The organism is Cypionkella sp. PAMC25878 (assembly GCF_058135695.1).
The window spans coordinates 2,746,536-2,771,593 of sequence record NZ_CM176871.1 but is presented as its reverse complement, the minus strand read 5'-3'; the positions used below and the strand labels follow the sequence as shown (position 1 = coordinate 2,771,593).

Here is a 25,058-nt window from a genome sequence, read left to right as displayed (position 1 = left end):
GGCTCATGGTATGGACTGCCATGTCCGATACGCCCGCAATCCTACCTCCCTCTCGGGCCATTGCTGCGCAATGCCCTACCGGGCAACGGATGATCCCGCCGCCTTGAAGGCGATGATCGCGGGCTTGCGGGCCGAGAACGCCCGAATTGCAGCCGAGAACATGCGCGTTCAAGCCGATATCGAGAAGATATCCGCCACCCTGCGCGCCCATGAGGCGCTGGTTCAGGCGCTTCAAATCCAGATCGCACGGCTGAAGAAGCAGAAGTTTGGCACCAGCTCAGAACGCATCGAGCGGGAGCTCCCCTCTCGGGCCATTGCGGCGCAATGCCCTGCCGGGCAGCGGAACAGCTTGAACTGGCGCTGGAGCATCTGGAGATTGCCGGGGCGGCAGCGATCAGCGCGATTGCACCCGATGACGACGCCGAACTCAGCGCAGACGAACAAGCTGCGATGCCCAGCACTCCGCGTCGCCGCAAGCCCTTGGTGGCAGAGGGCACGCCGCGCGAACGCATCGTGCTGGACCCCGGTGATGATTGCCCGGAATGCGGCGGCACCCTGCGCCTGATCGGCGAGGACGTCAGCGAGATCCTCGAGTTGATCTCGGCCAAGCTGAAAGTGATCGAAACAGCCCGGCTGAAGAAGTCCTGCCGCCGCTGCGAGAAGATCACCCAACTGCCCGCACCCTCGCGCCCCATTCCGCGCAGCATGGTCGGCCCGGGTCTGCTGGCACATGTTCTGGTGTCGAAGTTCGACGATCACCTTCCGCTCTATCGCCAAAACGAGATACTTGCCCGGATGGGCGCAAACATCCCGGCCTCGACCCTGGTCGATTGGTGCGGCCAGGGCGTTCGGGTGCTGGAACCGCTAGTCGAACGCATCCGCGCCAAGATCCTGGCCTCGGATCGCCTGCACGCGGATGATACCCCGGTCCGGGTGCTCGACCCGTCAAAACGCATCGATGGGATCGGCAAAGGCGTCAAGGAAGGCCGCATCTGGGCCTATGTGCGCGATGACAGACCATGGGGCAGCACAGCGCCGCCGGGGGCGGCCTACTTCTTCTCGGTCGACCGCAAGGGCGAGCATCCGCAGCGTCATCTGGCCGGGTTCTCCGGCATGCTGCAAGCAGACGCCTATTCCGGCTTCAAAGCACTTTACACCCCGGATACGTCAGGCAAATCCCGCATCCGCGAGGCGGCCTGCTGGGCCCATCTGCGGCGCGACTTCTTCGACGTCCACACCGCCACCAAATCCGAGATCGCCCGCGAGGCGCTGGACCGGATCGGTGATCTTTATGACATCGAGCGTCAGATCAGAGGCCAATCCCGCGATGCCCGGCGGGCTGTCCGTCAAGAAGAAACCCGCCCGAAAGTCTGCGCCTTCAAGGCATGGGCGGAAGCCCAACTTACCCGCATCCCCGGCAAAAGCGACCTTGCCAAAGCTTTCCGCTACGCCCTGAACCGATGGGAAGGCTTCGCCCTCTTCCTCGACGATGGTCGCGTCGCCATCGACAATAACGCCGCCGAACGGGCCATCAAACCGGTCGTGATCGGCCGCCAGAACTTCCTCTTCGCAGGCTCAGACGCCGGGGGCGAAACCCTCGCCAGTGCGATGACCATTATTGAGACCGCCAAGTTCAACGGCCTCGATCCCCAAGCCTACCTCGCCGACATCTTCGCCCGTATCCATGATCACAAGATCAACCGCATCGGCGAGTTGCTGCCATGGAACTGGAAACCCTTCGCAAATCAGGCCGCCGCAGCCTGAATGGCGGTCCTTATCGGGCGGTTACGATTTACGAACCGTTTCGCACCGTCGCGGGCAATCATCCCACCCCGCGCTGCGCGAGCAGCCTGAACTCGATAGTATCTATTGGTATTGGTTGCAGGGACAGGATTTCAGAAATTCTGGCCTTTGCATCAGGCTGGGTGGCCGGGGCCAAAGTCTTTCGCAGCTTAAAAACATCTTAGATCAAAGTGATCAACTTTGAACGGTCACAGCGACAATAAGGGCGGAAAGCAGCCACTTGCAAAACAGATCCATCGACGCGGTCATTGGCGATAGCGGTCGCTCCATTGGATCGGGCCTATAGCCTTTAGGTGCTGATCCCAATAACATGTCTGATGCACCCGTTTCACGGCCTATATACCTGCATACCAGTCATAGCCGATCTGGTCTTCCCAGAAGCCGCCTTTGCCAAGACCCGTCGCAGCGAGGGTCGCAGTCGCCTCTATCCGCATAATATATTTCGCCTGCTTGTAGCCCAGTTGCCGCTCGACCCGCAGCCGCAGCGGCGCGCCGTGGCCGACGGACAGCGGTTGATCGTTCATGGTATGGGCGAGGATGGTTTGCGGATGGAAAGCGTCAACAAGATCAATGCTTTCGTAGTATGCGTCGCCGCTGAAATCATCGGCGCAATGTAGCACCAGATAGCGCGCAGAGGGCAGCAGGGTGACCTGAGACAGCAACGCGCTGAGCGGAACCCCAGTCCATTTTCCAATCGCGCTCCACCCCTCGACACAGTCGTGACGGGTGATCTGGGTGCGGGCGGGCACGGCTTTCAGTGCCGCCAGTGAGAAGGCTTTGGGGGTGCTGACAAGGCCATCGACCTGCAACTGCCAGTTGGCGAAATCGGTTTCCATATGGCGCTGGAAGTCTGATGACTTGGGCATGGTGTTACCGTTGGTGCGGAAGTCTGGCGACATATCGGCTTCGGTAAACTCTGGCGCTAAAGCGTGACGACCGATCAGGCGGTGGGTCTGGTAGGCCAGTTTCTCACCGCTGCCAAGCGCTAGGTCGCGGAAGCTCGGGCTTAACACAAGGCCAGCCGTGGTGCCGATGATGGTGGAAAAGCCAAGTCCGGTCAGCACGGATCTGCGGGTCAAAAGTGCCATCAGTTTTTCTCCTTCGGCAAGCGGTAGCGGCCTGTGATCATCGAGCGCACCTCGTTGATGGGTCCAGCGAGGACAACCATCAACAAATGGACCACAATGAACGCCATGATCCCAATCGCGAAGATAAAGTGCAAAGATCGGGCCGATTGCCGGCCGCCGAACAGATCGAGCAGCCATGGCAAAGAGGCGTTCAGGCCGGGAGACATGGTGAACCCGGTCAGGATCATGCCGGGGATAAGGGCGATCAACACCGACAGATATGCGAGTTTCTGCAAGATATTATAGCGTTGCGCGGCCTCACCCGTCGGGAACTGCAACTTGGCGTGGTGCTTGATGTCGCTCCAGATTTGCGACGGGCGGATTTCCTCGGCTGTTGGCAGCAGGTCGCGCTGCAGATGGCGGTTGAGCAGACTGCGGATCAGATAGGCGGCGAGGCCAACGGCAAACACCCAAGCGAAGGTCAGATGCCAACGCCGAGCCAATGCCAGATTGTAGCTTTGCGGCAGCGTCGCCCAAGACGGGAAGGCGCGGTTGCGCACTTGGCCGTCACCGTCAGTCCAGCGGCCCAGAACACCGGTGGTGTCAGCGGTCACGCTGCCCACGCGCACAAAGCCGGTATTGGCCTCGGTCGCGCCGATCTGCATCCAAGCATAGTCCGGGTTGGCACCATAAGCGCCCCAATACAGTCGGGGATGCGCGTTGAAGATCATCAGCCCGCTCATCAGCATGATCACGATGGTTATGGCATTGGTCCAGTGCCACAGCCGGGTGGACAAGCGGTGCCGATCCACAACATCGCCGCCTTTGGCTGCAGTTTGCGTCGGCATGGTCATCGGTTCGGTGATGCTCATCTGCTGTCCTGATCGGGTGAGAGGGCGCGGGAGAGAGTGGGGTCGGGCACCGGGAGTATCCCAGCGCCCGAAGCAGATCACATCTTGGGATGCATCGCATCCATAAGCATCATATCGGGATGTTCTTTGCAGGTCTTGACCACAGCGGCCATCTCATCTTCGGGGCTCATCGCCATCGCATCACCCGAGGCCATTGCATCGCCGGATGCCATTGCGTCACCGGAAGCCATCGCGTCACTTGCCATTTTGGCGTCTTTCATCGTCGCCATCATGCCATCAGAATCCATTGCCGAGAAGGCGCTGCACGCCATATCCTTGGCCATGCTGCCGGCAAATGCCGGAGCGGTGAATGCGGTCGAGAGTGCCAGGGCGATCAGAAAACGGTTCATCGGGAGTCTCCAATTTGGTGCGGGCATCGCCGGTATTGGCAGCAGGCCCGACAGGTTAGAACCGATCCGTCAGGGACCGATTGAAATTAGGGTGCCCCAGCGCGTGTAAAATAGAAAATGCCACTTACCTATGCTTTCAATGCCCGTAGGCTATCAAGCGGCGCTGTCCATGCTTTGCGTGCATGAAACCCATGCGAGCAAGGCTCTTTATATAGCGCGGGAATTGCACAATGATGGCGGGATGAAAAACCCTGTACCCCTTGCGTCGCGCCTTGCTGCCTGCCGAAGCCTTCCCGGCACTTGGCTGGAAAGTTATGATGCGCTGATTGAGCGGCTGCGGGCGTCTGATGCCATGGCGGGCGCGCCGCATGTGGGGGCGGTTGCGCCTGACTTTGCACTGCCCGATGCCAGTGGTCGCTTGCGCAGGTTGAGTGATCTGCTGGCCGACGGACCCGTGGTGTTAAGTTTCAATCGCGGCAGCTGGTGCCCGTATTGTGAGGAAGAAATCGGCGCTTGGGCGGAGAATCGCGATGCGTTGATTGCGGCGGGTGGGCGGTTGATCATCGTAACACCGGAAACCGGCGGGCGGTTGGCGGGTTTGGCGCAGATTGCGGGTGACGGCGCTGTGGTGCTGTGCGATCCCGATCTGGGTGTTGCCCTACGCTATGGTCTGGCGTTTCCGGTGGGGCCCGTGGTGTTGCAGCAGTTTCGCGACGGCGGCTTTGATCTGGCCGAGGCTTACGGCACAGCCAATGGTTTGCTGCCCGCGCCCGCAACTTTCCTGCTAGATCGCGCGCGGCAGGTGCATTTTACTTTTGTCGATCCTGACTTTCATCACCGGGCAGAACCAGCTGAGGTGCTTTGCGCATTGTCGAGCCTGACCAGACCCGCCTAATCGGCTGTCCCCGACGCACTTTCCTGCCAATCACGCGCCCGCGCCGCGCGCATGAACGCATCGGCGGCACGGCCTCTACGGCGACCTGCCACGGCAGCCAGAACAATGTTTTGATATAACTCGCAATCACTTAAGCTGACCGCTGCTGTGCCGCAAGCGGATGTGCCCGCAGGCATGATCGCATGGCCAAGCCCAAGCGCCACCAGACGCAGGGCTTGGCTGCGGCTTTCAACGCGGTGGCGAAAGCTGGAGGCCAGACCCATCGCGGTGGCCGCGTTGCGCCACAAAGTCGTGCCATCGTCGCCGCCGTCGATCCAAGCCTCAGCCGCCGCTTCTGCCATGCAAAGCGGCGGGCCATTGGCAAGCCGATGCCCCGCGCAGATCGCCATTTCGTAGCGTTGCACATACAGCGGCCAAGTCTCTAGCCGATCCGGCGCTTGCTCTGGCTGGGCGATGATCAGCAGATCAATGCCGCCTTTCAGCGCGGTATCGAGCAACTGTTCAGACGTGCCGCTGCGCAGATCAATCGCAAGCGCGGGCAATGTGCTGGCCAAAGCGGCCAATATCTCATCCAGCACGGGCAAATTTAGGCCATGCGCCACCCCGATTACCAGCGGAGCAACCTCGGCCCGGCCAATGCTGCTGGCAAGCGAGGTCGCGGCTTCGGCAGCCTCATAGGTCTGTTCCAGATGCGGCAGCACCATGCGGCCCAACTCGGTCAGATGGGTCAGCGCGCGTTCACGGTTGAACAAGATGCCGCCGAATTCATCCTCTAGTTTCTGGATCGCGCGGGTCAGTGACGGCTGGGTGACGTTGCATTGATCCGCCGCTCGGGTAAAGTTCAGCGTCCGCGTCACCGCCAGAAAGTATTTGATCTGGTGCATTTCCATGGGATTTACGGGCTACCTGATTGTGTGGCGGAGTTATGTTGTCAAATAGCCCACGGCATCTCTTATGTCTGACGCCGTGAGGTTAAATCTTTTAAACCCAGAGAGATTAAATTCTTATTTCATCACCAAAACGGGGTTGGTTTTATAATCGCCGGGGAACAGCTGTTTCAGATCGCTCACTTTAGGCAAATCATTGACGACGATATAGGGATAGGTCGGGTTTAAGGTCAGAAAGTCCTGATGATAATCCTCAGCCGGGAAGAATTTTGCCTGCGGCTCAATCGTCGTCACGATGGCAGCGCCAAACACCTTGGCCGCCCCAAGCTCGTTGATATAGGCCTTGGCGATTTTGGATTGCGCCGCATTGGTCGGGAAAATCGCCGAGCGGTATTGTGTGCCATGATCCGCGCCTTGGTAATTCAGTGTGGTCGGATCAGCCACCACCGAGAAGAAGATGTGCAGCAGATGACCGTAGGTGACTTTTGACGGATCATAGACGATCTCCACCGCCTCGGCATGGCCGGTGGTGCCTGTGCTGACCATATCATAGCTGGGGTTCGCGCCTTCGCCGCCAGTATAGCCCGAGGTGGCGCTGATCACGCCGCCGACATGCTGGAACACGCCCTGCACGCCCCAAAAGCAGCCGCCAGCGAAGATCGCCGTTTCGGTGCCAGCATTGGCAGCCTCGTCAAGACTCGGAGCAGGGATCGCAATGCCTTCGCCTGCGAAGCTGGCATTGCCGGGCAGCATCAGCGCACCGCCCATCAGCGCCGCCAGTACCAGCGCTGTACACAGAACCATACGCCGCGGAATGGATTTCCGTTGTTCAGTCAGGGACTTGGTCATGGTGTTTCCTTTCAGAGATCTCAGGGGAATGGCTTGGATTGCAGCGGTACTTTTACGGGGCCGCCTTGTCGCGTTCGGCAATCAGCTGCCGGATCGCTTGTTCAGACTGATCATAGCTGCCTTCGCCAAAGTGGTGGAACCGCACCAGACCATCGGCATCAATGAGGTATTGCGCGGGCCAGTAGCGGTTGTTGAACTGCCGCCAGATCGCGAAATCATTGTCGAGCGCCACCGGAAAGCTGATGCCAAGATCGGCCACAGCATTCTTGACGTTCTCGCGGTCTTTCTCGAAGGCAAATTCAGGTGAATGCACGCCGATCACCAAAAAACCTTGATCGGCATATTTCGCCGCCCATGCTTTGACATGAGGCAGGGTGTGCAGGCAGTTGATGCAGTCGAAGGTCCAAAAATTGACCAGCACGACCTTGCCTTTCAGTTGCGCCATGCTCAGAGGTTCCGAGTTCAGCCATTGCACAGCGCCGTTCAGGTCCGGGGTGGTCGGCTCAACCGGCAGGGTCAGTTTGACCTTTTGCGCCTTGATCTGGGTGACATCGCTTTTGGTCCAGTCCTCAGTCGCAGAGGCGGGGGCATTTTGCAGCAACTCGTCTTCGGTTGCGGGCGCAGCTTGCGGCTGCAACACACTATCAAGCAGGCGCTGTTCCAGAATGGCCGTGCTGGCATAAGATGCCTGCGCCAGAAACTTGGTATCGACGCCCAGCCCAATCGCAAACGCCGCGAGAATGACCGCCATGCCAAAGCCCCGGCGTAGCCATTCTGTGGCGAGAAGCGAGCGTTTCATCGCCTGAAATACCCGACCGCCTACCAAAAGCGCCAAGGCGAGCGAGGTGGCCGCCCCCAACGCATAGGCCAGCAGCAACAGGCTGGTGGCAAGGTTGGCGCCGTTCAGCGCCGCCCCAGTCAGGATCAGCCCCAGCATTGGTCCAGCGCAGGGTGCCCAGAGCAGACCGGTGGCCGTGCCCAGCACCAGCGAAGCCGCGACAACTGATCCGCCAGCACGGCGATGGCGATCCGCGCTGTCGGACAGCCGCGCGCCAAGGGCGACCACGGGCCGGGCCACCTTGTTAGCCATCGCCGGAAACAGCAGGATCATCCCGAAGCCCGCCATCACAACCAGCGCCACGCTGCGGCCATATTGGTTCGCCGTCACTGCCCAATCGCCGCCAATCGCGGCGAGCGAGGCGACAGCGGCGAAGGTCGCAGCCATGCCTGCCAGCATCGGCAAGGCGCTTTTCAGAAATGGCTGCCCGGCCCGTGCGAATACAAACGGCAACACGGGCAGGATGCAGGGGCTGGCGATGGTCAGCATACCGCCGAGATACGCGAGGAGAAGCAGAAGCATGTTGCGATCCTTCTGGTTGCTGGGTCAGGCGGCGTGGAAGGTCATAGTGACACCGTCCATGCAGTAGCGCAGGCCAGTCGGTTGCGGGCCATCGTTGAACACATGACCCAGATGACCACCGCAACGGCTGCAATGCACCTCGGTGCGTGCCTCAGAAAGTGCTGTATCAGAAGATGTGCCAACCGCGCCTTTCAGTGGCTGCCAAAAGCTGGGCCAGCCGGTGCCGCTGTCAAACTTGGTTTCCGAAGAATACAGCGGAAAATCGCAGCCCACGCAGGAAAAGGTGCCCTTGCGGTGTTCGTCCAGCAGCGGGCTGCTAAAGGCGCGCTCGGTGCCTTGCTGGCGCAGCACCTCATATTGCGCGGGCGTCAGCATGGCGCGCCATTCGGCATCGGTATGGGTGACAGCAAAGCTTTCGCCCGCCCGCGCTGCCTTGCCGATAAAGCCGAACCGGACGGCGGCGGTGCCTAGGATAAGGCTGGTCAGAACGGAACGGCGCGATAACTGCATGGGTATTCTCCTCCAAGTTAAGGGCTGACTGCGCAACTGCGCGCGCCTGCCGAATCATCATCTGGCTCTCGGGCAGTCCATTCGCGCAAAATCCCAGGCTGTTACGCGGCTCACGCTTTGGTGTTCAAACAAAGCGGGATGGTGGAGTAATTCAGAATAATCGCCTATCGCTTGTAACGAACCGCCTGTTCAGCGCGAAGGGACCAAGGGAATGCAGCTGACCGAAGATCCTTTGGCCAAACTGCTGAAGGCGGCGAACGCAGATGACAGGCAAGCATACGCCCGGTTTCTGCACGCCGTCACACCCATTGTCCGGGGAATTGTGCGCGCGCGCAGCCGCAGCCTTCCCCCCGATCAACACGAGGATATTGTGCAGGACGTTTTGCTTGGCATCCATCTGAAGCGCCACACTTGGGACGCGGCGCATCCGCTGCGGCCATGGCTGTATGCGATCACCCGCTACAAGATCATCGACGCGTATCGCAAGCGCGGTGTGGCGGTGCATCTGCCGATTGAGGATTACAGCGAGCTGTTGCCCGCCGAGGATATAGCCAGCCCGCTGACCGCCCGCGATGACCGGGCAGAAGTCGATCACCTGCTGGGTCAGCTTGATTCGCGCTCGGCAGAGGTGGTGCGGGCTTTGGCGCTGCGCGATGAGACACAAGCCGAGGTCAGCGCGCGCTTGCAGATCAGCCCGGCCAATCTGCGCGTCACCTTGCACCGCGCGATGAAGCGAATGGCCGCACTGGGTCGCAGGGATCAGCCATGATGCAGACCGATGATCTGATCGCCCGGCTATCCACCGAAGCCGTGCAGACAGCCCTTCGCCCCGCACGGCTTGGCATGGTGATGGCTTTGTCGATCCTTGTCCCCGTCGCGCTGTTTCTGGCGGTGCTGGGCACCCGTCATGGCTTGATGCTTGCATGGTCTAACCCCGTTGTGCCGTTCAAAACCGTTCTGCCGTTGATCACCTGTGCTTTGTCCATCCTACTGGTGCTGCGCCTGATCCGACCCGAGGCGCGGGCTGGGGCCACCCTCTGGGTCTATGCAGTGCCCCTGCTGGCAGCCCTTGCGCTGTGGATCGGGGCGTTCGTGCTGCGCGAACCGTCTGCCCGCTTTGCCGAAGTTAGTGCCTTTTCGCTGGATGAGTGTCTGGGCTCGATCTTGCTGCTGTCGATCGTTCCGGTGGGGGTGATGCTGCGACTGGTGCGAGAGGGTGCCGCCACCTCCCCAACTTTGTCCGGCGCCCTTGTCGGGCTGAGCGCCGCCAGTGGCGTCACCGCCGGTTATTCGCTGTTTTGCACCCGCGATAATCCGCTGTTCTTTGTGACTTGGTATGGCGCGGCTATCCTAATCGTCACCCTGATCAGCGCAGCGCTAGGGCGTAGGATGCTACGCTGGTAGTCCTGCATTCTGAAGTCTAAGATCGGCAAGCTGTGCCTCCAGTGCCTCGATCTTCGCATCGCGGTCAGCCACTATGTGCGCCACATCCCCTGCATCAAAGCGCTGCGGGATATGCTGCGGGCAGTTGACATCCCAAGCTGTGACGGTAAACAAGATCACCTGCTCGGGGCGGGCTTTGTAGCCTCCGGGCATCAGGCTTGCGACCAGATCGGCATCGCCCTCAATGACCTGCGCGGTGCCCCAGATCTTGATGCGGCGGCGCTGGGTGTAGTCGATCAGGAATAGCTGAGCCTTGGGGTTTTCCGCCAGATTGCCTGTGGTGATATACTGGCGATTGCCGCTGAAATCGACAAAGCCCAAGGTCTTGTCGTTGATCACCCGCAAAAAACCCGGCGGTCCGCCGCGATGCTGCATATAGGGCTGGCCGTCAGCACTCGCCGTCGCCAGAAACACGCTGGTCTGCTCGGCGATGAAGCCACGCAATTCATCAGTGATTTCGGTTTGCCAACTGCCTGCGTCCTCCTGCTGCGCATAAGCCCGACGCGAGCCTTTGCGGCTCTGCACCGACTTCACTGCGTCCGAGAATGCGACGTCACTGGAATAGCCCATCTGCCGACCTTTCAAAGCCCAAGCGCGCTGAGGCCGGGGTGATCATCCGGCCTGCGCCCCAGCGGCCAGTGAAACTTGCGCTCGGCCTCGCTGATCGCCAGATCATTGATGCTGGCGTGGCGTTGTTGCATCAGACCATCAACATCGAACTGCCAGTTTTCGTTGCCATAACTGCGAAACCACTGGCCCGCAGGATTGCGCCATTCATAGGCAAAGCGCACCGCGATCCGGTTGTTCAATGTGCCCCAGATTTCCTTGATCAGGCGGTAGTCCAACTCGCGCTCCCATTTGCCGGTCAGAAACGCCACGATCTCGGCGCGGCCTGTCAGAAACTCGGTGCGGTTGCGCCAGCGGCTGTCTTCCGTATAGGCCAGCGCGACGCGGGCGGGGTCGCGCGAATTCCACGCATCTTCGGCCATGCGGGCCTTTTGGGCGGCGGTTTCCAAGGTGAAGGGCGGCAGAGGAGGACGTGACATTGGTTTGCTCCGGTTGGTGTGCCGCCCGCATCCAGGCAGCACTGTATTGCAAGGATTAGGCGGCAAGAGCCTCGGCCACAGGGAAGTCGATCACGGTCTGTGCGACCTCGTTGATGTAGTTCGTCCAAGTGTTCAACGCGACATGCAGCACGATTTCAACCACTTTCGCGTCGTCATACCCTGCCAACTTCACCGCCCGCAGATCATCGTCGCTGACATGGCCGCGCGCCTTGGTCACAAGCGTTGCGAAATGCACCGCCGCATCGGCTTTGGGATCGTTGGAATGCCCCGTCCGGTTGGCAAGGATTTCGGCCGCATCCAGCTTGGCGAGGTTCTTGCCAAGATAGCTGTGCGCTGAAAGGCAATAGCTGCAGCCATTGATCTCAGCCACCGCTAGCGCGATGCATTCGCGGGTTGCGGCAGGCAGCGTGCCTTTGCCCAACGCGCCCGACAGACCAAGGTAGCCTTCTAGGGCCGCGGGGCTGTTAGAGACGACGCGGAACAGGTTCGGCACGATGCCAAGCTGCTTTTTCACCGCCTCCAGCAACGGTTGTGCTGCGAGCGGAGCGTCGGCGATGGTAACAGGTGTGGCGATGCCGGTCATTTTAGTCTCCGGGTTGATCGGGCCGTTGTGACCCGCTGTAACCAAACTTATCACTTTCATAATCGCGGAATATCCGGCAATAATGGCTGATATGCTTCCACTTATCGGAATGAACGCCCAAACTGTGGATCGTTTTGACGCCATGAATGTTCTGTTGCAGGTCGTCGAACAGGGCAACCTTTCGGCGGCAGGTCGCAAATTGGGGGTGCCGCTGACCACGATCAGCCGCAAAATCTCGGATCTCGAAAAACATCTTGGCGCGCGCCTGCTGCAACGCTCCAACCGCCGTGTGACATTGACCGAGGCGGGGCTGTCCTACCTCGCCGCTTGTAAACGCATTCTGCGCGATGTGGCCGAGGCAGAGCTTGCCGCATCTGGTGCGTTCACCACCGCGCGCGGCGAATTGACCCTGACCGCGCCCGTGGTGTTTGGCCGACTGCACGTTCTGCCCGTCGTCACCGCGTTCTTGCAGGCCTACCCTGAGATTGACATCAGGTTGACGCTGGCAGACCGCCTGTTGCATCTGCAGGATGATCACGTCGATGTTGCGGTGCGTATTGGGGCGCTGCCCGACAGCCGTTTAAGGGCGACACGACTGGGTGAGGTGCGGCGGGTGGTTTGCGCCAGCCCGCAGTATCTTGCCGCCAATGGTCTGCCGCTTGAACCAGCAGAGATATCCCGTCACCACTGCATCACGTTCATCGGCCTTGATCACACAGATCGCTGGAACTTTCAGACGAATGGCGTCGAAAGTGCCATGCCGATCCGCTCGCGTCTGGCCGTCAACACCGCAGAAGCCGCGATTGATGCGGCCGTGTCGGGTGTGGGGCTGACCCGCGTGCTGTCCTATCAGATTACAGCCGCCCGCGGTGCCGGACACCTGATGACGGTGTTGGAAGCTTACGAGCCGCCGCCTGTGCCCATCAGTCTGGTTTTCGATGGCCAAGGCGCTTTGCCACTGAAACTGCGGGCTTTTCTGGACTTCGCTGGCCCGCGCATAAGAGAGCGAATAGTAGCGAAGACATGCTAACGCATGTTTTGGCAAAACTAGGCTTCAGAGAAGAGCGGGCAGAGCCAACAATTCTATGAAACATGCCACAGGCGATCATTGGAGTTCACTCTCTGACCGATGCAGGCGACTCGATCTATCTACAACGCAAACCTGCTATCATGTGCTGTATTTCCGCTGGAAGTGTTCTGGTCGCAGCGCAATGCTTGATCTAGACCATCAGAAAGCCAACCAGATGTTGGACGGTTGGTCGTTCACCGATCGACCACTTTTGCGGAACTTTCCACCTCGACCTTGCCCACTGTATACGTTTCAGGCGTATCAGCCGTGCTGAATTTTACGCGGAAAAGCGGCGGCGACAGGTTCCCACATTCAATTCGGCTCCCTTGCGCTCAAAATAACCTGTTCTGTTTAGGGTCTGTTGATGTTCATCTTGTGCGCATCACTGTTGCCGCGAGGGAGATGAACGCGCTGAAGCTTTCGTCTGTTTTGCAGCAGCGCATGGCGATGCCTCTGTATTCCTTTAGTTTTCCGAAGAAGTTCTCGATCAGGTGCCGCCATGTGTCGGTGTGGCGGTCGAACTCCGCCGGGAAGCGGCGGTTGCATTTAGGGGGTATGACTGCTTCGATCCCTGCGCCGGTCAGCGCATCGCGCAGCCAGTTGGCGTCGAAGGCGCGATCCGCGAGGAACTGGCCGCAGGACAGCCCTTCGATCAGGGCTGCGGTGCCACGCAGGTCGTGCGCCTGTCCGGGCAGCAAGCGGAAGTTGATCATGTTGCCGAGTGCGTCGGTCAGGGCCATGATCTTGGTGGTTATGCCGCCGCGAGAACGTCCGATGGCCTGGCTCTGAGTCCCCCTTTTGCGCCCTGACCGTGGCGGTGGACCGTGACGATACTGCCGTCGATCATGGCGTATTCGAAGTCGGCATCTTCGGCCAACATCCTGAACATACGATAGAATGCGTCGGCCTTCACCCATCTGCGGAACCGTTTGAAGACTGAGTTCCACTTCCCGAAATCCTCGGGCAGGTCGCGCCAAGGGCAGCCGGTGCGCGCGATCCAGAGAACGGCCTCGACAAAAAGGCGCGGATCAGGCCCCGTGCGACCGGGATCACATTCCCGGCCAAGACAGTGCGGGGCGATGGTTTCCCATTGGGCGTCGGTCAAAGCGGTGCGGATCAAGGTTGCCTCCCATTTGGCAACCTTGAATCACTCAGAAACTAATTTGGGAATCCTCAAACGTCAACAAACCCTAGGCGAAGGCCAGAATATGTCTGACGCCGCATTCCCGCATATGTCGGTGGCCGAATGCACGGTCGCAGGCTTTCCCTCGCGCCTGTTCCGCATCAGCTTTACGGGCGAATTGGGGTTCGAGGTGAACGTCCCCGCCCGCCATGGTCGTGCCCTGTGGGAAAAGCTGATGGAAGTCGGCAAAGCCTATGACGTCTGCCCCTATGGCACGGAAACCATGCACATTTTGCGCGCTGAAAAGGGCTATATCATCATAGGTCAGGATACCGATGGCACAGTGACTCCCGAAGATGCCGGGATCGGCTGGGCCATTGGTAAGGCGAAACCCGATTTCGTCGGCAAGCGGTCACTCGCATGGCCCGACATCGTCGCCAAGGGGCGCAAGCAACTGGTCGGCCTTTCAACCGAAAACCCGAAAGACGTGCTGGTTGAGGGCGCACAGATCGTGCTGGACCCAAAGCAGCCCAAACCGATGAAGATGATCGGCCATGTGACCAGTTCTTATTGGTCCGAGGCGCTGGGGCGCTCGATTGCCATGGCGGTGGTCCAGGGTGGCTTTGACCGGATGGGCGACACGCTGCATATCCCCACGGCGGATGGCGGCTCGCAGGCGGCAAAGGTCAAGGGGAGCGTATTCGATGACCCCGCCGGTGACTGGCTGAAATTTGAATGAGGAGGATGCCAGAATGAACGCCTCCATAAAATCGTTTGACGCCATATCGGTCACTGTTCTGCCCGCGGTGGCGCGGCTGAACCTGCGCATCGCCCCTGCCAATCTGGAGGTGGCCTCGGCGGCCTTTGGTCTGCCCCTTCCCGGCAAAATCGGGCAGCGTGTCGCCGCAAATGGCCGTGCCGCGTGGTGCCTTAGCCCCGACGAATGGCTGCTGCATGGCCCCGAGGCCGAACAGACAGCCATCGTGGCCGATTTCGCAACCGCGCGAGTAAAGGCCCCGCGCAGCCTGACGGTGATTTCGGGCCGCGAATTTACCATCGCCATCACAGGCCCCCGCGCGCAGGAGCTGCTATCGGTCGCCTGCCCGCTGGACCTGTCAGGCATGGTCCCAGGCGCCGCCAAGCGCACTTTGTTTGACAGCGCACAAGTGGTTTTGATCCGCTAAGCCGACGATGCGTTCCGTATCGAGGTCTGGCGGTCGTTCTTCCCGCATGTGTCCGAGCTTCTGGACATCGCCCTGCGCGAGTTTGCCTGCGGTCTCTGACGCCGTTGCGCCCTGGCAGAAATCATGACGCACCTTTCCGGCGCGCACCCCCGCTTTTACCTGAAAGGCCCCTTGCCATGTTGAAATCCCTGATCACCGACACGGCCATCGCCGAGGCCATCGGGCATGAGCTTGATCGCCAGATCGAGCTGATCGCGTCGGAAAACATCGTCAGTCTTGACGTGCCGCGCGCCCAAGGGTCAGTGCTGATCAACAAGTATGCCGAGGGCTATCCAGGCAAGCGCTATTACGGCGGCTGCGAGCATGTCGATGTGGTGGAACAGATCGCCATTGACCGCGCGAAACAGCTTTTTGGGGCGGGCTTTGTCAACGTGCAGCCGCATTCCGGCGCGCAGGCCAATCACGCGGTGTTTCTGGCGCTGTTGCAGCCGGGCGACCGGATCATGGGCCTGAACCTTGCCCACGGCGGGCATTTGACCCACGGCTCGCCCGTCACCATGTCTGGCAAGAGGTTCGATGTGGTCAGCTATGAAGTGCGCGCCGACAACCAGTTGATCGACATGGACAATGTGCTCGAAGTCGCGCTGGCGAAGAAGCCCAAGCTGATCATCGCCGGGGCTTCGGCCTATCCAGGTCACATCGACTTTGCCGCCTTCCGCGCGATTGCCGATGAGGTGGGCGCCTATTTGATGGTGGATATGGCGCATTACGCGGGCCTGATCGCGGCGGGGCAGTACCCCGACCCAATGCCCCACGCCCATGTCGTGACCACGACCACGCATAAAACCCTGCGCGGCCCGCGCGGTGGCATGATCCTGACCAATGACGAGGCGTTGGGCAAGAAGTTCAACTCGGCAGTGTTCCCCGGCAATCAGGGCGGCCCCCTGATGCATGTAATCGCAGGCAAAGCAGTGGCCTTTGGCGAGGCGCTGGACCCGTCGTTCAAGGACTATGCAAAGGCCGTGACCGCCAATGCGCAGGCGCTTTCTGCGGTGCAGGTCGCAGGCGGGCTTGGCATCGTATCTGGCGGCACCGATTGCCATATGGTTCTGGTCGATCTTCGCCCCAAGGGTGTCACCGGCAAGACCGCCGAAGCCGCGCTGGAACGTGCCGGTTTGACCTGCAACAAAAACTCGATCCCGTTTGACCCGGAGAAGCCGTTTGTGACTTCGGGTGTGCGGCTTGGCACATCGGCAGGCACCACGCGCGGCTTTGGCCAGGCCGAGTTCCGCTAGGTGGGCGAACTGGTCTTGCGGGTGATCGACGCGCTGTCGGCTAACGCCGACGGCGACGCTGCAGTTGAAGCGGCGGTTCTGGCCGAGGTGCGGGCATCGTGTGCCGCGCACCCAATCTATGCCACGGGCGTCTGATCCGATGTTTCTGTCGGTATTTGATATTTTCAAGTTGGGCGTCGGTCCGTCATCGTCCCATACGATGGGGCCTATGACCGCCGCCGCGCGATTTCTGGATGATCTGCGAGGCGGGGCCGAAAAAATCCCCGGCGCAGGGCGACTGGCGCGCCTTGGGGCCAGCGTGCACGGCAGCCTTGCCTTTACCAGCAAGGCCATGCCACCGACCGCGCTGTGGTGCTGGGGCTCTTGTGCTTTCGCCCCGACACGCGGGACCCCGACGCGGCTGAGGCGCTGGGGGCCGCAGTCCGTCAAAGTGGGCGCATCGCGCCGCCGGGGTTGGGTGATCTGGCCTTTGATCCCGAACGCGATCTGGTGTTCGACTATGGCCCCCCTGCCCGGCCATGCCAAAGGGCTGGGTCTGCGGGCTTTTGACGAACGGGGAAATCCTTATCTGACCCAGACCTATTACTCGGTCGGCGGCGGGTTTGTTGTGACAGCGGCGGAACTGGAGGCGTCGAAATCCGGCAATCTGCACGCGCAGAAGGCGGCAAAAGGCTATCCGCACCCGTTCGGCAATGCGCTGGAAATGCTCGTCATGGGTCAGGCAACTGGCCTGACCCATGGCGACATGAAGCGCGCAAACGAGGTGGTGCATTCCGGGCCCGGTCTGGAAGAACGCCTCGATACGCTGTGGCAAGCGATGGATGCCTGCATCGCAAGGGGGCTGCGCAAGGACGGCATTCTGCCCAGGGGATTGAAGATCAAGCGCCGCGCCAAGGCGATCCACAAACAGCTTTTGGCCGAACGCGGACAAAACCAAAGTCAGCCACATGTCGTCAATGACTGGCTATCGGTCTATGCCATGGCGGTGAATGAGGAAAACGCCGCCGGGGGCCGGGTTGTCACCTCGCCCACCAACGGGGCGGCGGGCGTGGTTCCTGCGGTGATCCGCTATTACCGCGACCATTGCATTGGCGCGACGCATGCCGGTATCCACCAATTTTTGCTGACTGCAGCCGCAATTGGCGGGTTAATGAAGCATAACGCCTCGATATCGGGGGCCGAAGTCGGCTGTCAGGGTGAGGTGGGCAGTGCAGCGTCGATGGCGGCGGGGCTGTGCGCGGCCCTTGGCGGCACCAATGAACAAGTGGACAACGCTGCCGAAATCGCGCTTGAACATCATCTGGGCATGACCTGCGTCCCGACGGCAGGTGCCCTGCATCGAGCGCAACGGTCTGGGCGCGATCAAGGCGGTCTCTGCCGCCAGTCTTGCCCTGCGTGGCGATGGCACGCATTTCATGCCTGTGGACAATTGCATCGAGACGATGCGCCAGACCGGCATCGACATGAATGTGAAGTACACGGAAACCTCGACCGGGGGCCTTGCCGTCAATCAGCCAGAGTGTTGAGGTCTGGCGGTGCCCCGTTTCGGGCGCGGGCATCGCGGGCCATGATCGTGATCACCAATCCCGACAGGACCAGCGCCGCGCCCAGCAGGAAATCCTTGGTTAGCGTCTCGTCGGAGAACACCACCCATTGAACATGCCGACCAGTGGCATCAGCAGGGCAAAAGGCGCGACCTGGTCCATCCGGTTCCGCTTCAACAGTCCATACCACAAAAGATAGGCCAAGACGAAAGAACCGACACCCAGAAGCAGCACACCAGACCATTCATAGGCCGAACCCGTCTGCAATAGCGTGATGTGATCAGATTCAACAATCAACGACACCGCAAGAAGCTGCCGTGCCGCTAAGAGCGACATCGCCCCCACCAACTGCCAGATTGCATCGCGCGAATGAACGCGGATCAGCGCCTGCCCCAGGCCCCAGCTTGCGGTGTCGACCAGAATGCAGATCAGGCCAACATAGGCATTGCCAGGCTTTGGCACGCCGACCACCACCGCAATCCCCAGAATGGCCAGCCAGGTATCGACGAGGGACACCCCCGAAAAAGATCAGCCCGCTTTACAAACCGCAGCTAAAAACCGTATTGACGAGCAACCAGCGCCATGGGGTTTTCACCCCGATCCGGGGCCAAAACAGGATCGCGCCGGCAATCGCATACATCATTGCCGTGGTGAAAAGCGGCTGAAAATGCAGCAATGCCCCCTTGCCGAACGAATAACCCGTGGCCCAGAGGATCGGAGGCAGCAGAGCAAGAAACAGGTCATGCGGTGACATCTGGAACGGCATCCCAAGTTGCGCTTTTCTGCATAATTACGTGACGCTAAATCCTAACCTTAGCGATTAACGACAAAGGGATTGGTCGGAAAAGGCCCTTCGCGGTTTTCATCCATCTTTTGCGCGCAGACATCGTCACAAACGCAGTACGTTCGGGCCATGGTCACTTCGGTGAGCAACCTCGCATCAACGACTTTGTCAAATTTGCTGCGCCCCAGAGGATCAGTGCCGGGGCGCAGCGGGATTGTTTTCGGTCTTATTTCTTGACGATCAGATGCTCGGGGCCATAGGCAAAACCGGTGATGTTGGTGTTGCCCTTGTTGTTTTCCTTGGTGATGACCAGAATGTCATGCTCGCGGTAGCCGCCTGCACCCGGCAGATGGTTCGGCACGGTGATCATCGGCTCCATCGACACAACCATGCCCTCTTCCAGTACGGTATCGCAATCTTCGCGCAGTTCCAGACCAGCTTCACGACCATAGTAATGGCACAGAACGCCGAACGAGTGGCCATAGCCAAAGCTGCGGTATTGCAGCAGGTTTTCGGCCGCATACATCTCGTTCAGTTCTTTGGCGATGTCGCTGCACTTGGCACCAGGCACCAGCAGTTCCTTGCCACGATCATGCACCGCGCAGTTGATGTTCCACAGGCGCGTATGCTCGTCCGATGCCTCTTCCGAGAATAGCGTGCGCTCCAGCGCCACATAATAGCCAGCAACCATCGGGAAGCAGTTCAGCGACAGGATATCGCCCTTTTCGATCTTGCGGCTGGTCACCGGATTGTGCGCGCCATCGGTGTTGATGCCCGACTGGAACCAGGTCCAAGTATCCAGCAGCTCGCCATGCGGCCAGACCTTGGCAATCTCGCGCACCATCGTCGCGGTCGAGTGCAGTGCCACTTCATGCTCTGGCACGCCAACGGCAATCGCCTCGACGCAGGCCGCACCACCGATATCGGCGATACGGGTCATCTTGGTGATGTGCGCAATTTCCTCGGCCGATTTGATCATCCGCAGGCGCATGGACGCCGCGCCGATATCGACGAATTCCATGCCCGGGAATTCGGATTTCAGCAGGTTCAGCGTGTCGATGTTGATATGGTCGAACTCGATCCCCAAGCGCTTGACGCCTCCGGTCAGGCCGCGAATGGCATGAAAATAATTGTCCTTCTGCCAGTCGGTGTAGGTGACGTTCTTGCCCCCGAACGTGCGGCGCCACGGCTGGCCGCCGTCGATGCCCGCGCTGATCGATGTGGCGATGTTGTGATCAACCAAAAAGCCATAGCGGCGGCCGAAATAGCAGAACATGAAATCGGCATAATAGTTGATGCAATGGTAGCTGGTGAACAGCGCGGCATCAATGCCGGCCTTGGCCATATGACCGCGGATCGCATCAAGACGCCGCTGCATTTCGCTGTCTGAAAACGTTGAAACGGCCTTTTCGCCATTGTCCACATAGTTCTGCAAGCGTTCACGTTCCATCGAATCCTCCAAAGATTTGGTGGGCCGAGATTGACCCGATTGCGGGCGATCAAGCCCTCGTTGAACGGCCTTGTCAAAAGACCATTTTTCACGATAGCATCATTTTTTCTCATGCTTAGGTGTACCATGACGACACTGCCCCTCAATGCCCTGCGCGCCTTTGAGGCGGTCGCCCGCCTGGGGTCATTCCGCGCTGCCGCCGAGGCGCTGTTCGTCACCCAATCCGCCGTCAGCCACCAGATCCGCAATGTCGAGGATTGGCTGGGAAAGCCGTTGTTTGAGCGTGAGGGCAACCGGACCCGGCTTTTGCCACATGGGGCCGATCTGGCGCGCAGTCTGGCAGGATCGCTGGCCGAGATCGAAGCAGCTTGCAACCGGGCGCGCAATATCAGTCAGGCCCTTGTTATTGCGGCAATTCCCTCGGTGGCGATGTGCTGGTTGATTCCCCGCCTCAGCCGGTTTCGCACCTCCCATCCGGAAATCGAAATCCGGATCGTTTATGCCATGCATGGACGCGAGGTAAACTTTCACGATGTCCATCTTGCTTTTGTCTTTTCGAAAGAGCCGCCGACGATTGGGGCGCACTTCTTTTTGGGCGGGCAAAGCATGCCGGTGTGTAGCCCTTCTGCATTGGCCCGCCTTGGGCGCAAACCTGAAACCGTTGCCGACTTTCTGACCTTGCGTCTTTTGCATGACGGCACACAGACGGGATGGACGAACTGGCTGTCGCTCTTGGACAACGTTGCATCGGACCCTACGCTCGCGCCCACCTATGAGGGTACGACCTTTGAGGATTTCAACTTGCTTCGCGCAGCAGCCCTATCAGGGCAGGGCGTAGCCCTATGCCCGAAGGCCATGATCGAGGATGATCTGAAGTCGGGCGGCCTTGTCCAGGTTTCACCACGATTGCAGGACGACGGCTTCAACTATTATCTATTGTCTTCCACGACAGCGGCACCAATTGTCACCCGTCAAGCGCAAATTTTTCAAGAATGGGCAATGTCGGAACGGGAAGATTTGCTGAAAACCTCCTGACTAAGGCACTTTCATCAGGTCGCCCCGCACGCCTTGACGCCGTCAATATGTCCAGTTGCCGCCAGACAGTTGGCCGAAGACCATAATGGCGCTAACGCCAATAGGTGAGAATGGGCTGACGACTGCGGCTGACAGGCGAAAAAAGGACAAGGCTCGGTGAATTTCATGCCGCTTTCCTGCGTTGGTCTTGCATGAGAATGCTGGCAGTGCCCTCGGTAAGGTACTTTGACTGACGACGGATACGGCCCTTCGTTGGAACGGTGACCTAACGCGGCGGCGGCGTCCTTGCCCGTAGTCAGTTCAAGCAAGGACGCAATCATCCGCAATGTGTCTCAGCCGCGCCGGTGGCATCAAGGATGGCTTTTGCCATGTAAAGGTTCCGGAGGGAGATGCCAGAACTGTCAAAAATGGTTATATCATCGTCACTCTGCCGACCACTCGCACCCCCAGACGGCACCGCGCCGATAGCAGTCAGGACGGCGCGGAAGGCCACATGCTGAAACTCGCCGATGCGGGTCGATTGATCCGGCAGATCACAGAATAGCCGTGCGCGGGGGAAAAGTATCGGGGGCAGTTCCTGTTTGTCCTGCGAATCCGACCCCATGGACGAGATGTGGGTGCCCGGCTGCACCCAATTCGCGTCAAAAAGGGGGGCGGTAGCCGTGGTTGCTGTGACAATGATGTCTGCGGCTCGAACGGCGGCTTCGGGTTCTCGATTCGCGGCAGGCAACCCCCGGCCTTGCAGCGTCTTGGCGAACGCGGCAGCGCGGGACGGATCGCGGCCGACCACCCAGATACGGGACAGTGGGCGGATGCGGGCAATCGCTTCGGCCTCATAACCGGCTTGATGGCCTGTGCCGAAAACCGTCAGAACCGCAGCGTCTCGTCTAGCCAAGGCGTATGTCGCGACAGCATCAGCCGCTGCAGTGCGATAGCAGTTTAGGGTCGAGCCCTCTACCACTGCACCGATGCGGCCTGATGGCTGGTCGATTAGCAAGATAGTCGAGGCATGGCGCGGCAGGCCACGAGCATCATTGGTGGGGAAATAGGCGCCGACCTTGAGCCCGGCAAGATCGGTTCCTGCTGCCGTTTTGACGGTGAACCGGTTCTGCGGATCGCTGGCATGAGCGATGACCACCGGAAAGCTGAAAGCATCCAGCCCGATGGCCGCGATGAAGGCGCGGCGCACGGCATCAAAGGCAAGCTCATGGGTGACGAGCGCGGCGGGCTGTGCCTCGGTGATGACGATCATGCAATGTTCCTTACCAACCACCGAAACGATGCCAGACTTTCAACGCACCACCTGTGCTGAGAAGGACGTTGTAGCGGTCATACTGGGCGGCAGTTGCGCAGGCGTGGTTAGGCAGGATGCCTAGATGCGTCCCAACGACCAGTTCAGGCAACGGACCTTTCGCACCAAGGCGCAGAGAAATAATCCCGTGCTCTTGGTTGGCACAGCTAACAATCAGATCATCGATCACGCGCCCGTCAGCATCGCAAACAACGCCGTAGTCTTGATCCACCTCCTGCGCCGCCGTGCCGCGGTCGCGTGATATTGCCATCCAGCCCGCATCGATCATGATCCAGCCCTTATCTTGCTGATGCCCGATGACAGTCGTCAGGACACTAAGCGCTATGTCGTCCACCGTGCAGACGTCGATCCCTGTCATCACCAGATCAAAGAACATGTAGACCCCGGCACGCAGTTCAGTGACGCCGATCAGATCGCGGGCGGCATGGGCCGTCGGCGTTGAGCCGACGCTGACAACCGGACAGGGCAACCCGGCCCCGCGCAAGGCATGGGCCGCGCTGACGGCCGCACTGCGTTCCCGTTCGGCAAATTCGGCATGCGCTGCATTGCCTCTCACATTATAATTTTCGCCCGCATGGGTCATCACGCCGCGCAGCGCGTCCTTCGCGTGCAGGATGCGGCCGATTTCGACAAGTACTGGTTCATCTGGTCGGCGACCGCCGCGATGGCCGTCGCTATCGATCTCGATCAGCGCAGGCACGCCCGCTTGCGCGGCCGTACTGGCCTGCTCGATCCTGTCGAGGATCACAACCAAATCGCAACCTTTCGCGCGCAGAGCCTACACGCACGCAAGTTTTTGCGGCGCGATCCCCACCGCATAGAGGATGTCGGTGAAGCCTGCAGCATGGAACGCCTCGGCCTCGGCCAAGGTAGAAACGGTAATTGGTCCCGTCATGCCACCGCTCAACCGCCACGCTATTTCGGTAGATTTTGCCGCCTTCAGATGCGGTCTTAATCTCACGCCAAGCCTTTGCGCGCGCGCCTCCAGCCGTTCGGTGTTGCGCATCATCCTCGCCTCGTCGAGGAGCAAGGCAGGTGTCGGCAGGTCTTCAAAACTGGACCTGCAGCGGTTTCGTTCCGGTCAGGTGCTCATGTTAGGGTCCAGACTCATTGATCGTCAAAGCCAGAACAAGACGGTTGCGGCGAGAGCGACGGCGGAGAGGAAGACTTTTGGGCATCTGTCGTAACGTGTTGCCACCCGCCGCCAGTCTTTGAGACGGCCAAACATGATCTCAATCCGATTGCGGCGTTTGTATCGGCGTTTATCGTATTTGACAGGCTTCGCGCGTGACTTCCGGCCGGGGATGCAAGGCGTGATCCCCTTGTTTTTCAGGGCGTCTCGGAACCAGTCGGCGTCATAACCCCGGTCAGCCAGCAGCCACGTCGCTTTGGGTAAGCTGCCCAGTAAGGCCGCAGCGCCGGTGTAATCGCTGACCTGACCTGCGGTCATGAAGAAGCGGATCGGTCGGCCGTTTTCGTCAGTGACGGCATGCAGTTTGGTATTCATGCCACCTTTGGTCCGGCCAATCAGACGACCGCGCCCCCCTTTTTCACCCCAAGGCTTGAAGCCGTGCGGTGCGCCTTGAGATAGGTCGCGTCGATCATCACCGTCTTCGGGACCGCCGCCTCGGAGGCCAACCCTTCCATCATCCGGGCAAAGACGCCCATGTCGCCCCATCGCTTCCAACGGTTGTAAAGCGTCTTCGCCGGGCCGTATTCCTTCGGCGCGTCAGACCAACGCAAGCCATTGCGATTGATGAAGATAATGCCGCTCAAGACCCGACGATCATCGACACGCGGCACCCCGTGGCTCTTGGGAAAGAAGGGTTTAAGTCGAGCCATCTGCTCGTCCGTCAGCCAGTAAAGGTTGCTCATTGCTCAGTCTCCTTGCGGAGCCTGAATCACGGCTGCGTTGCAAAATCAATAGGTCCTGACCCTAGTTGACATGCCCGAGATTGGCAGCCTGACCAACAAACAAGTCGGCAGCCTCGCGGGTCTTGCTCCGATGTCACAAAGCTCGGGGAAATGGCAGGGCAAGGCGCGGATTTTGGGCGGACGTCCCAACCTGCGCCATGCGATATTTATGCCCGCACTTGTCGCGATCAGGTTCAATTTGGATATGAAGCTGAAATACGCAGCCCTGATCGCTGCGGGGAAAGAAAAGAAGGTCGCGATCACAGCCGTCATGCGAAAGCTTCTTGTGTTAGCAAATGCTCTGCTGCGCGACGATAGAAAATGGGCCGCAAAACCGACTTGACCAAGACGGATACTCCTCCCGGAGTATGCGGTTCCCTTTGCGAAGCCGGTCGTTCTCGCGCAGAAGCTCAGCATCCTGTGCGGGCACCTTAGCCTCTTCGGCAATAGCCCGAATCCACTTGCCGAGCGTCGAAAGCCCGATCCCCAAATCAGATGCAACCTGACGCATGCTCAGACCGCTGGTCTGCGCGATCCGAACCGCATCTCGTTTGAACTCGTCGCTGGGTCGTGCTGCCATATCAAGTCTCCTTCATGGCGATCATCGCTCTCAGAACACCGGA

Annotated in this window: 25 protein-coding genes and 5 pseudogenes; 11 read left to right on the top strand and 19 right to left on the bottom strand. The window is 59.8% G+C overall.

The features are described from left to right. The first annotated feature begins 70 nt into the window (after positions 1–70). Positions 71–1,764, top strand: a pseudogene (tnpC, locus tag ACS5RD_RS13430) (IS66 family transposase). 374 nt (positions 1,765–2,138) lie between these two features. Here the strand turns inward: tnpC and ACS5RD_RS13425 are convergent. From ACS5RD_RS13425 to ACS5RD_RS13415, 3 genes are all read right to left on the bottom strand, one after another. After that, entirely contained in the window at positions 2,139–2,891 is a 753-nt protein-coding gene (locus ACS5RD_RS13425) for a molybdopterin-binding protein (protein WP_489927841.1), read from the bottom strand. Then, positions 2,891–3,742: a cytochrome b/b6 domain-containing protein gene (locus ACS5RD_RS13420; protein WP_489927840.1), complete on the bottom strand. Its 852-nt coding sequence runs from the start codon at positions 3,740–3,742 to the stop codon at positions 2,891–2,893. Before ACS5RD_RS13420 ends, ACS5RD_RS13425 begins: the two co-directional genes overlap by 1 nt. Before the next feature lie 77 nt (positions 3,743–3,819). Next, positions 3,820–4,131: a hypothetical protein gene (locus ACS5RD_RS13415; RefSeq protein ID WP_489927839.1), complete on the bottom strand. Its 312-nt coding sequence runs from the start codon at positions 4,129–4,131 to the stop codon at positions 3,820–3,822. A 241-nt stretch (positions 4,132–4,372) separates the two neighbouring features. Between ACS5RD_RS13415 and ACS5RD_RS13410 the strand changes: the two genes are divergently transcribed. Continuing rightward, complete coding sequence (locus ACS5RD_RS13410) at positions 4,373–5,026, top strand: peroxiredoxin-like family protein (protein WP_489927838.1); 654 nt, start codon at positions 4,373–4,375, stop codon at positions 5,024–5,026. On the opposite strand, the gene ACS5RD_RS13405 is transcribed toward ACS5RD_RS13410, so the two are convergent. From ACS5RD_RS13405 to msrB, 4 genes are all read right to left on the bottom strand, one after another. After that, positions 5,023–5,916: a LysR family transcriptional regulator gene (locus ACS5RD_RS13405; RefSeq protein WP_489927837.1), complete on the bottom strand. Its 894-nt coding sequence runs from the start codon at positions 5,914–5,916 to the stop codon at positions 5,023–5,025. The two genes, ACS5RD_RS13410 and ACS5RD_RS13405, sit on opposite strands and share 4 nt — an antisense overlap. A 114-nt stretch (positions 5,917–6,030) precedes the next feature. Beyond that, positions 6,031–6,762: a peptide-methionine (S)-S-oxide reductase MsrA gene (gene msrA, locus ACS5RD_RS13400; protein ID WP_489927836.1), complete on the bottom strand. Its 732-nt coding sequence runs from the start codon at positions 6,760–6,762 to the stop codon at positions 6,031–6,033. Positions 6,763–6,814: 52 nt separating this feature from the next. After that, positions 6,815–8,122, bottom strand: coding sequence for a cytochrome c biogenesis protein DipZ (locus tag ACS5RD_RS13395; protein ID WP_489927835.1), 1,308 nt, complete (start codon positions 8,120–8,122; stop codon positions 6,815–6,817). A gap of 24 nt (positions 8,123–8,146) precedes the next feature. Continuing rightward, positions 8,147–8,632, bottom strand: a complete 486-nt coding sequence (msrB, locus tag ACS5RD_RS13390; RefSeq protein ID WP_489927834.1) for a peptide-methionine (R)-S-oxide reductase MsrB — start codon at positions 8,630–8,632, stop codon at positions 8,147–8,149. Between the two features lie 211 nt (positions 8,633–8,843). Between msrB and ACS5RD_RS13385 the strand changes: the two genes are divergently transcribed. Together ACS5RD_RS13385 and ACS5RD_RS13380 are read left to right on the top strand one after the other, a co-directional pair. Beyond that, positions 8,844–9,401, top strand: coding sequence for a sigma-70 family RNA polymerase sigma factor (locus ACS5RD_RS13385; protein ID WP_489927833.1), 558 nt, complete (start codon positions 8,844–8,846; stop codon positions 9,399–9,401). Further along, positions 9,398–10,036, top strand: coding sequence for an NrsF family protein (locus ACS5RD_RS13380; protein ID WP_054004736.1), 639 nt, complete (start codon positions 9,398–9,400; stop codon positions 10,034–10,036). Before ACS5RD_RS13385 ends, ACS5RD_RS13380 begins: the two co-directional genes overlap by 4 nt. Here the strand turns inward: ACS5RD_RS13380 and ACS5RD_RS13375 are convergent. From ACS5RD_RS13375 to ACS5RD_RS13365, 3 genes are read right to left on the bottom strand one after another with little or no spacing between them, the layout of a single operon-like run. Beyond that, positions 10,025–10,645: a pyridoxamine 5'-phosphate oxidase family protein gene (locus tag ACS5RD_RS13375; RefSeq protein WP_489927832.1), complete on the bottom strand. Its 621-nt coding sequence runs from the start codon at positions 10,643–10,645 to the stop codon at positions 10,025–10,027. The two genes, ACS5RD_RS13380 and ACS5RD_RS13375, sit on opposite strands and share 12 nt — an antisense overlap. 11 nt (positions 10,646–10,656) lie before the next feature. Continuing rightward, positions 10,657–11,121, bottom strand: coding sequence for a nuclear transport factor 2 family protein (locus tag ACS5RD_RS13370; protein ID WP_489927831.1), 465 nt, complete (start codon positions 11,119–11,121; stop codon positions 10,657–10,659). A 55-nt stretch (positions 11,122–11,176) separates the two neighbouring features. After that, positions 11,177–11,725 (bottom strand): carboxymuconolactone decarboxylase family protein, encoded by a 549-nt coding sequence (locus tag ACS5RD_RS13365; protein WP_489927830.1) that lies wholly within the window; start codon positions 11,723–11,725, stop codon positions 11,177–11,179. A 91-nt stretch (positions 11,726–11,816) separates the two neighbouring features. Here ACS5RD_RS13365 and ACS5RD_RS13360 point away from each other — a divergent pair, with 91 nt between their 5' ends. Further along, the gene (locus ACS5RD_RS13360; protein ID WP_489927829.1) at positions 11,817–12,755 is read left to right on the top strand and encodes a LysR family transcriptional regulator; all 939 of its coding nucleotides are present in this window, start codon (positions 11,817–11,819) and stop codon (positions 12,753–12,755) included. 407 nt (positions 12,756–13,162) lie between these two features. Here the strand turns inward: ACS5RD_RS13360 and ACS5RD_RS13355 are convergent. Beyond that, positions 13,163–13,914, bottom strand: a protein-coding gene (locus ACS5RD_RS13355) for an IS5 family transposase (protein WP_489927828.1) whose coding sequence is annotated in 2 segments (ribosomal slippage) — positions 13,163–13,584 and positions 13,584–13,914 — 753 coding nt in all. Because the reading frame shifts where the segments join, the coding sequence is not laid out codon by codon here. Positions 13,915–14,005: 91 nt separating this feature from the next. On the opposite strand from ACS5RD_RS13355, the pseudogene ACS5RD_RS13350 reads away from it, so the two are divergent. The 4 genes and pseudogenes from ACS5RD_RS13350 to ACS5RD_RS13335 all read left to right on the top strand — a co-directional run. Continuing rightward, a pseudogene (locus tag ACS5RD_RS13350) lies at positions 14,006–14,656 on the top strand (aminomethyl transferase family protein); the annotation flags it as partial. A 13-nt stretch (positions 14,657–14,669) separates the two neighbouring features. Beyond that, positions 14,670–15,101, top strand: coding sequence for a sarcosine oxidase subunit gamma (locus ACS5RD_RS13345; RefSeq protein ID WP_489927827.1), 432 nt, complete (start codon positions 14,670–14,672; stop codon positions 15,099–15,101). A 176-nt stretch (positions 15,102–15,277) separates the two neighbouring features. Continuing rightward, a pseudogene (gene glyA / locus ACS5RD_RS13340) lies at positions 15,278–16,531 on the top strand (serine hydroxymethyltransferase). Between the two features lie 73 nt (positions 16,532–16,604). Then, positions 16,605–18,053 carry an L-serine ammonia-lyase, iron-sulfur-dependent, subunit alpha gene (locus ACS5RD_RS13335; RefSeq protein WP_489927826.1) on the top strand — a complete coding sequence of 483 codons (1,449 nt, stop codon included), beginning with the start codon at positions 16,605–16,607 and terminating at the stop codon, positions 18,051–18,053. Here the strand turns inward: ACS5RD_RS13335 and ACS5RD_RS13330 are convergent. The 3 genes from ACS5RD_RS13330 to ACS5RD_RS13320 all read right to left on the bottom strand — a co-directional run bounded on the left by ACS5RD_RS13330 (position 18,022) and on the right by ACS5RD_RS13320 (position 20,174). Next, entirely contained in the window at positions 18,022–18,456 is a 435-nt protein-coding gene (locus ACS5RD_RS13330; protein ID WP_489927825.1) for an EamA family transporter, read from the bottom strand. The two genes, ACS5RD_RS13335 and ACS5RD_RS13330, sit on opposite strands and share 32 nt — an antisense overlap. A gap of 22 nt (positions 18,457–18,478) precedes the next feature. Beyond that, positions 18,479–18,694: a hypothetical protein gene (locus tag ACS5RD_RS13325; RefSeq protein WP_489927824.1), complete on the bottom strand. Its 216-nt coding sequence runs from the start codon at positions 18,692–18,694 to the stop codon at positions 18,479–18,481. A 256-nt stretch (positions 18,695–18,950) separates the two neighbouring features. Beyond that, on the bottom strand, positions 18,951–20,174 hold the full coding sequence (locus tag ACS5RD_RS13320) for an aminopeptidase P family protein (RefSeq protein WP_489927823.1): 1,224 nt from the start codon (positions 20,172–20,174) through the stop codon (positions 18,951–18,953). Between the two features lie 126 nt (positions 20,175–20,300). On the opposite strand from ACS5RD_RS13320, the gene ACS5RD_RS13315 reads away from it, so the two are divergent. Further along, complete coding sequence (locus tag ACS5RD_RS13315) at positions 20,301–21,209, top strand: LysR family transcriptional regulator (protein ID WP_054005027.1); 909 nt, start codon at positions 20,301–20,303, stop codon at positions 21,207–21,209. A gap of 316 nt (positions 21,210–21,525) precedes the next feature. Here ACS5RD_RS13315 and ACS5RD_RS13310 read toward each other — a convergent pair whose 3' ends face one another. From ACS5RD_RS13310 to ACS5RD_RS13295, 4 genes are all read right to left on the bottom strand, one after another. Beyond that, positions 21,526–22,461: an ornithine cyclodeaminase family protein gene (locus ACS5RD_RS13310; protein WP_489927822.1), complete on the bottom strand. Its 936-nt coding sequence runs from the start codon at positions 22,459–22,461 to the stop codon at positions 21,526–21,528. 10 nt (positions 22,462–22,471) lie between these two features. Beyond that, a complete protein-coding gene (locus ACS5RD_RS13305; RefSeq protein WP_489931374.1) occupies positions 22,472–23,269 on the bottom strand; it encodes an alanine racemase in 798 nt (265 codons plus the stop codon). 30 nt (positions 23,270–23,299) lie between these two features. After that, positions 23,300–23,527, bottom strand: coding sequence for a hypothetical protein (locus tag ACS5RD_RS13300; protein WP_489927821.1), 228 nt, complete (start codon positions 23,525–23,527; stop codon positions 23,300–23,302). 111 nt (positions 23,528–23,638) lie between these two features. Beyond that, positions 23,639–24,396, bottom strand: a protein-coding gene (locus ACS5RD_RS13295) for an IS5 family transposase (RefSeq protein WP_489927796.1) whose coding sequence is annotated in 2 segments (ribosomal slippage) — positions 23,639–24,078 and positions 24,078–24,396 — 759 coding nt in all. Because the reading frame shifts where the segments join, the coding sequence is not laid out codon by codon here. Between the two features lie 61 nt (positions 24,397–24,457). On the opposite strand from ACS5RD_RS13295, the pseudogene ACS5RD_RS13290 reads away from it, so the two are divergent. After that, positions 24,458–24,778: pseudogene (locus ACS5RD_RS13290) on the top strand (transposase); the annotation flags it as partial. A gap of 12 nt (positions 24,779–24,790) precedes the next feature. Here ACS5RD_RS13290 and ACS5RD_RS13285 read toward each other — a convergent pair. Further along, positions 24,791–25,015, bottom strand: a pseudogene (locus ACS5RD_RS13285) (transposase); the annotation flags it as partial. Positions 25,016–25,058: the final 43 nt, after the last annotated feature.

Coding starts and splice junctions, on each gene's coding strand:
- ACS5RD_RS13425 (WP_489927841.1), bottom strand. CDS start 2,891: ATGGCACTTTTGACCCGCAGATCCGTGCTGACCGGACTTGGCTTTTCC.
- ACS5RD_RS13420 (WP_489927840.1), bottom strand. CDS start 3,742: ATGAGCATCACCGAACCGATGACCATGCCGACGCAAACTGCAGCCAAA.
- ACS5RD_RS13415 (WP_489927839.1), bottom strand. CDS start 4,131: ATGAACCGTTTTCTGATCGCCCTGGCACTCTCGACCGCATTCACCGCT.
- ACS5RD_RS13410 (WP_489927838.1), top strand. CDS start 4,373: ATGAAAAACCCTGTACCCCTTGCGTCGCGCCTTGCTGCCTGCCGAAGC.
- ACS5RD_RS13405 (WP_489927837.1), bottom strand. CDS start 5,916: ATGGAAATGCACCAGATCAAATACTTTCTGGCGGTGACGCGGACGCTG.
- msrA (WP_489927836.1), bottom strand. CDS start 6,762: ATGACCAAGTCCCTGACTGAACAACGGAAATCCATTCCGCGGCGTATG.
- ACS5RD_RS13395 (WP_489927835.1), bottom strand. CDS start 8,122: ATGCTTCTGCTTCTCCTCGCGTATCTCGGCGGTATGCTGACCATCGCC.
- msrB (WP_489927834.1), bottom strand. CDS start 8,632: ATGCAGTTATCGCGCCGTTCCGTTCTGACCAGCCTTATCCTAGGCACC.
- ACS5RD_RS13385 (WP_489927833.1), top strand. CDS start 8,844: ATGCAGCTGACCGAAGATCCTTTGGCCAAACTGCTGAAGGCGGCGAAC.
- ACS5RD_RS13380 (WP_054004736.1), top strand. CDS start 9,398: ATGATGCAGACCGATGATCTGATCGCCCGGCTATCCACCGAAGCCGTG.
- ACS5RD_RS13375 (WP_489927832.1), bottom strand. CDS start 10,645: ATGGGCTATTCCAGTGACGTCGCATTCTCGGACGCAGTGAAGTCGGTG.
- ACS5RD_RS13370 (WP_489927831.1), bottom strand. CDS start 11,121: ATGTCACGTCCTCCTCTGCCGCCCTTCACCTTGGAAACCGCCGCCCAA.
- ACS5RD_RS13365 (WP_489927830.1), bottom strand. CDS start 11,725: ATGACCGGCATCGCCACACCTGTTACCATCGCCGACGCTCCGCTCGCA.
- ACS5RD_RS13360 (WP_489927829.1), top strand. CDS start 11,817: ATGCTTCCACTTATCGGAATGAACGCCCAAACTGTGGATCGTTTTGAC.
- ACS5RD_RS13345 (WP_489927827.1), top strand. CDS start 14,670: ATGAACGCCTCCATAAAATCGTTTGACGCCATATCGGTCACTGTTCTG.
- ACS5RD_RS13335 (WP_489927826.1), top strand. CDS start 16,605: ATGACCGCCGCCGCGCGATTTCTGGATGATCTGCGAGGCGGGGCCGAA.
- ACS5RD_RS13325 (WP_489927824.1), bottom strand. CDS start 18,694: ATGTCACCGCATGACCTGTTTCTTGCTCTGCTGCCTCCGATCCTCTGG.
- ACS5RD_RS13320 (WP_489927823.1), bottom strand. CDS start 20,174: ATGGAACGTGAACGCTTGCAGAACTATGTGGACAATGGCGAAAAGGCC.
- ACS5RD_RS13315 (WP_054005027.1), top strand. CDS start 20,301: ATGACGACACTGCCCCTCAATGCCCTGCGCGCCTTTGAGGCGGTCGCC.
- ACS5RD_RS13310 (WP_489927822.1), bottom strand. CDS start 22,461: ATGATCGTCATCACCGAGGCACAGCCCGCCGCGCTCGTCACCCATGAG.
- ACS5RD_RS13300 (WP_489927821.1), bottom strand. CDS start 23,527: ATGCGCAACACCGAACGGCTGGAGGCGCGCGCGCAAAGGCTTGGCGTG.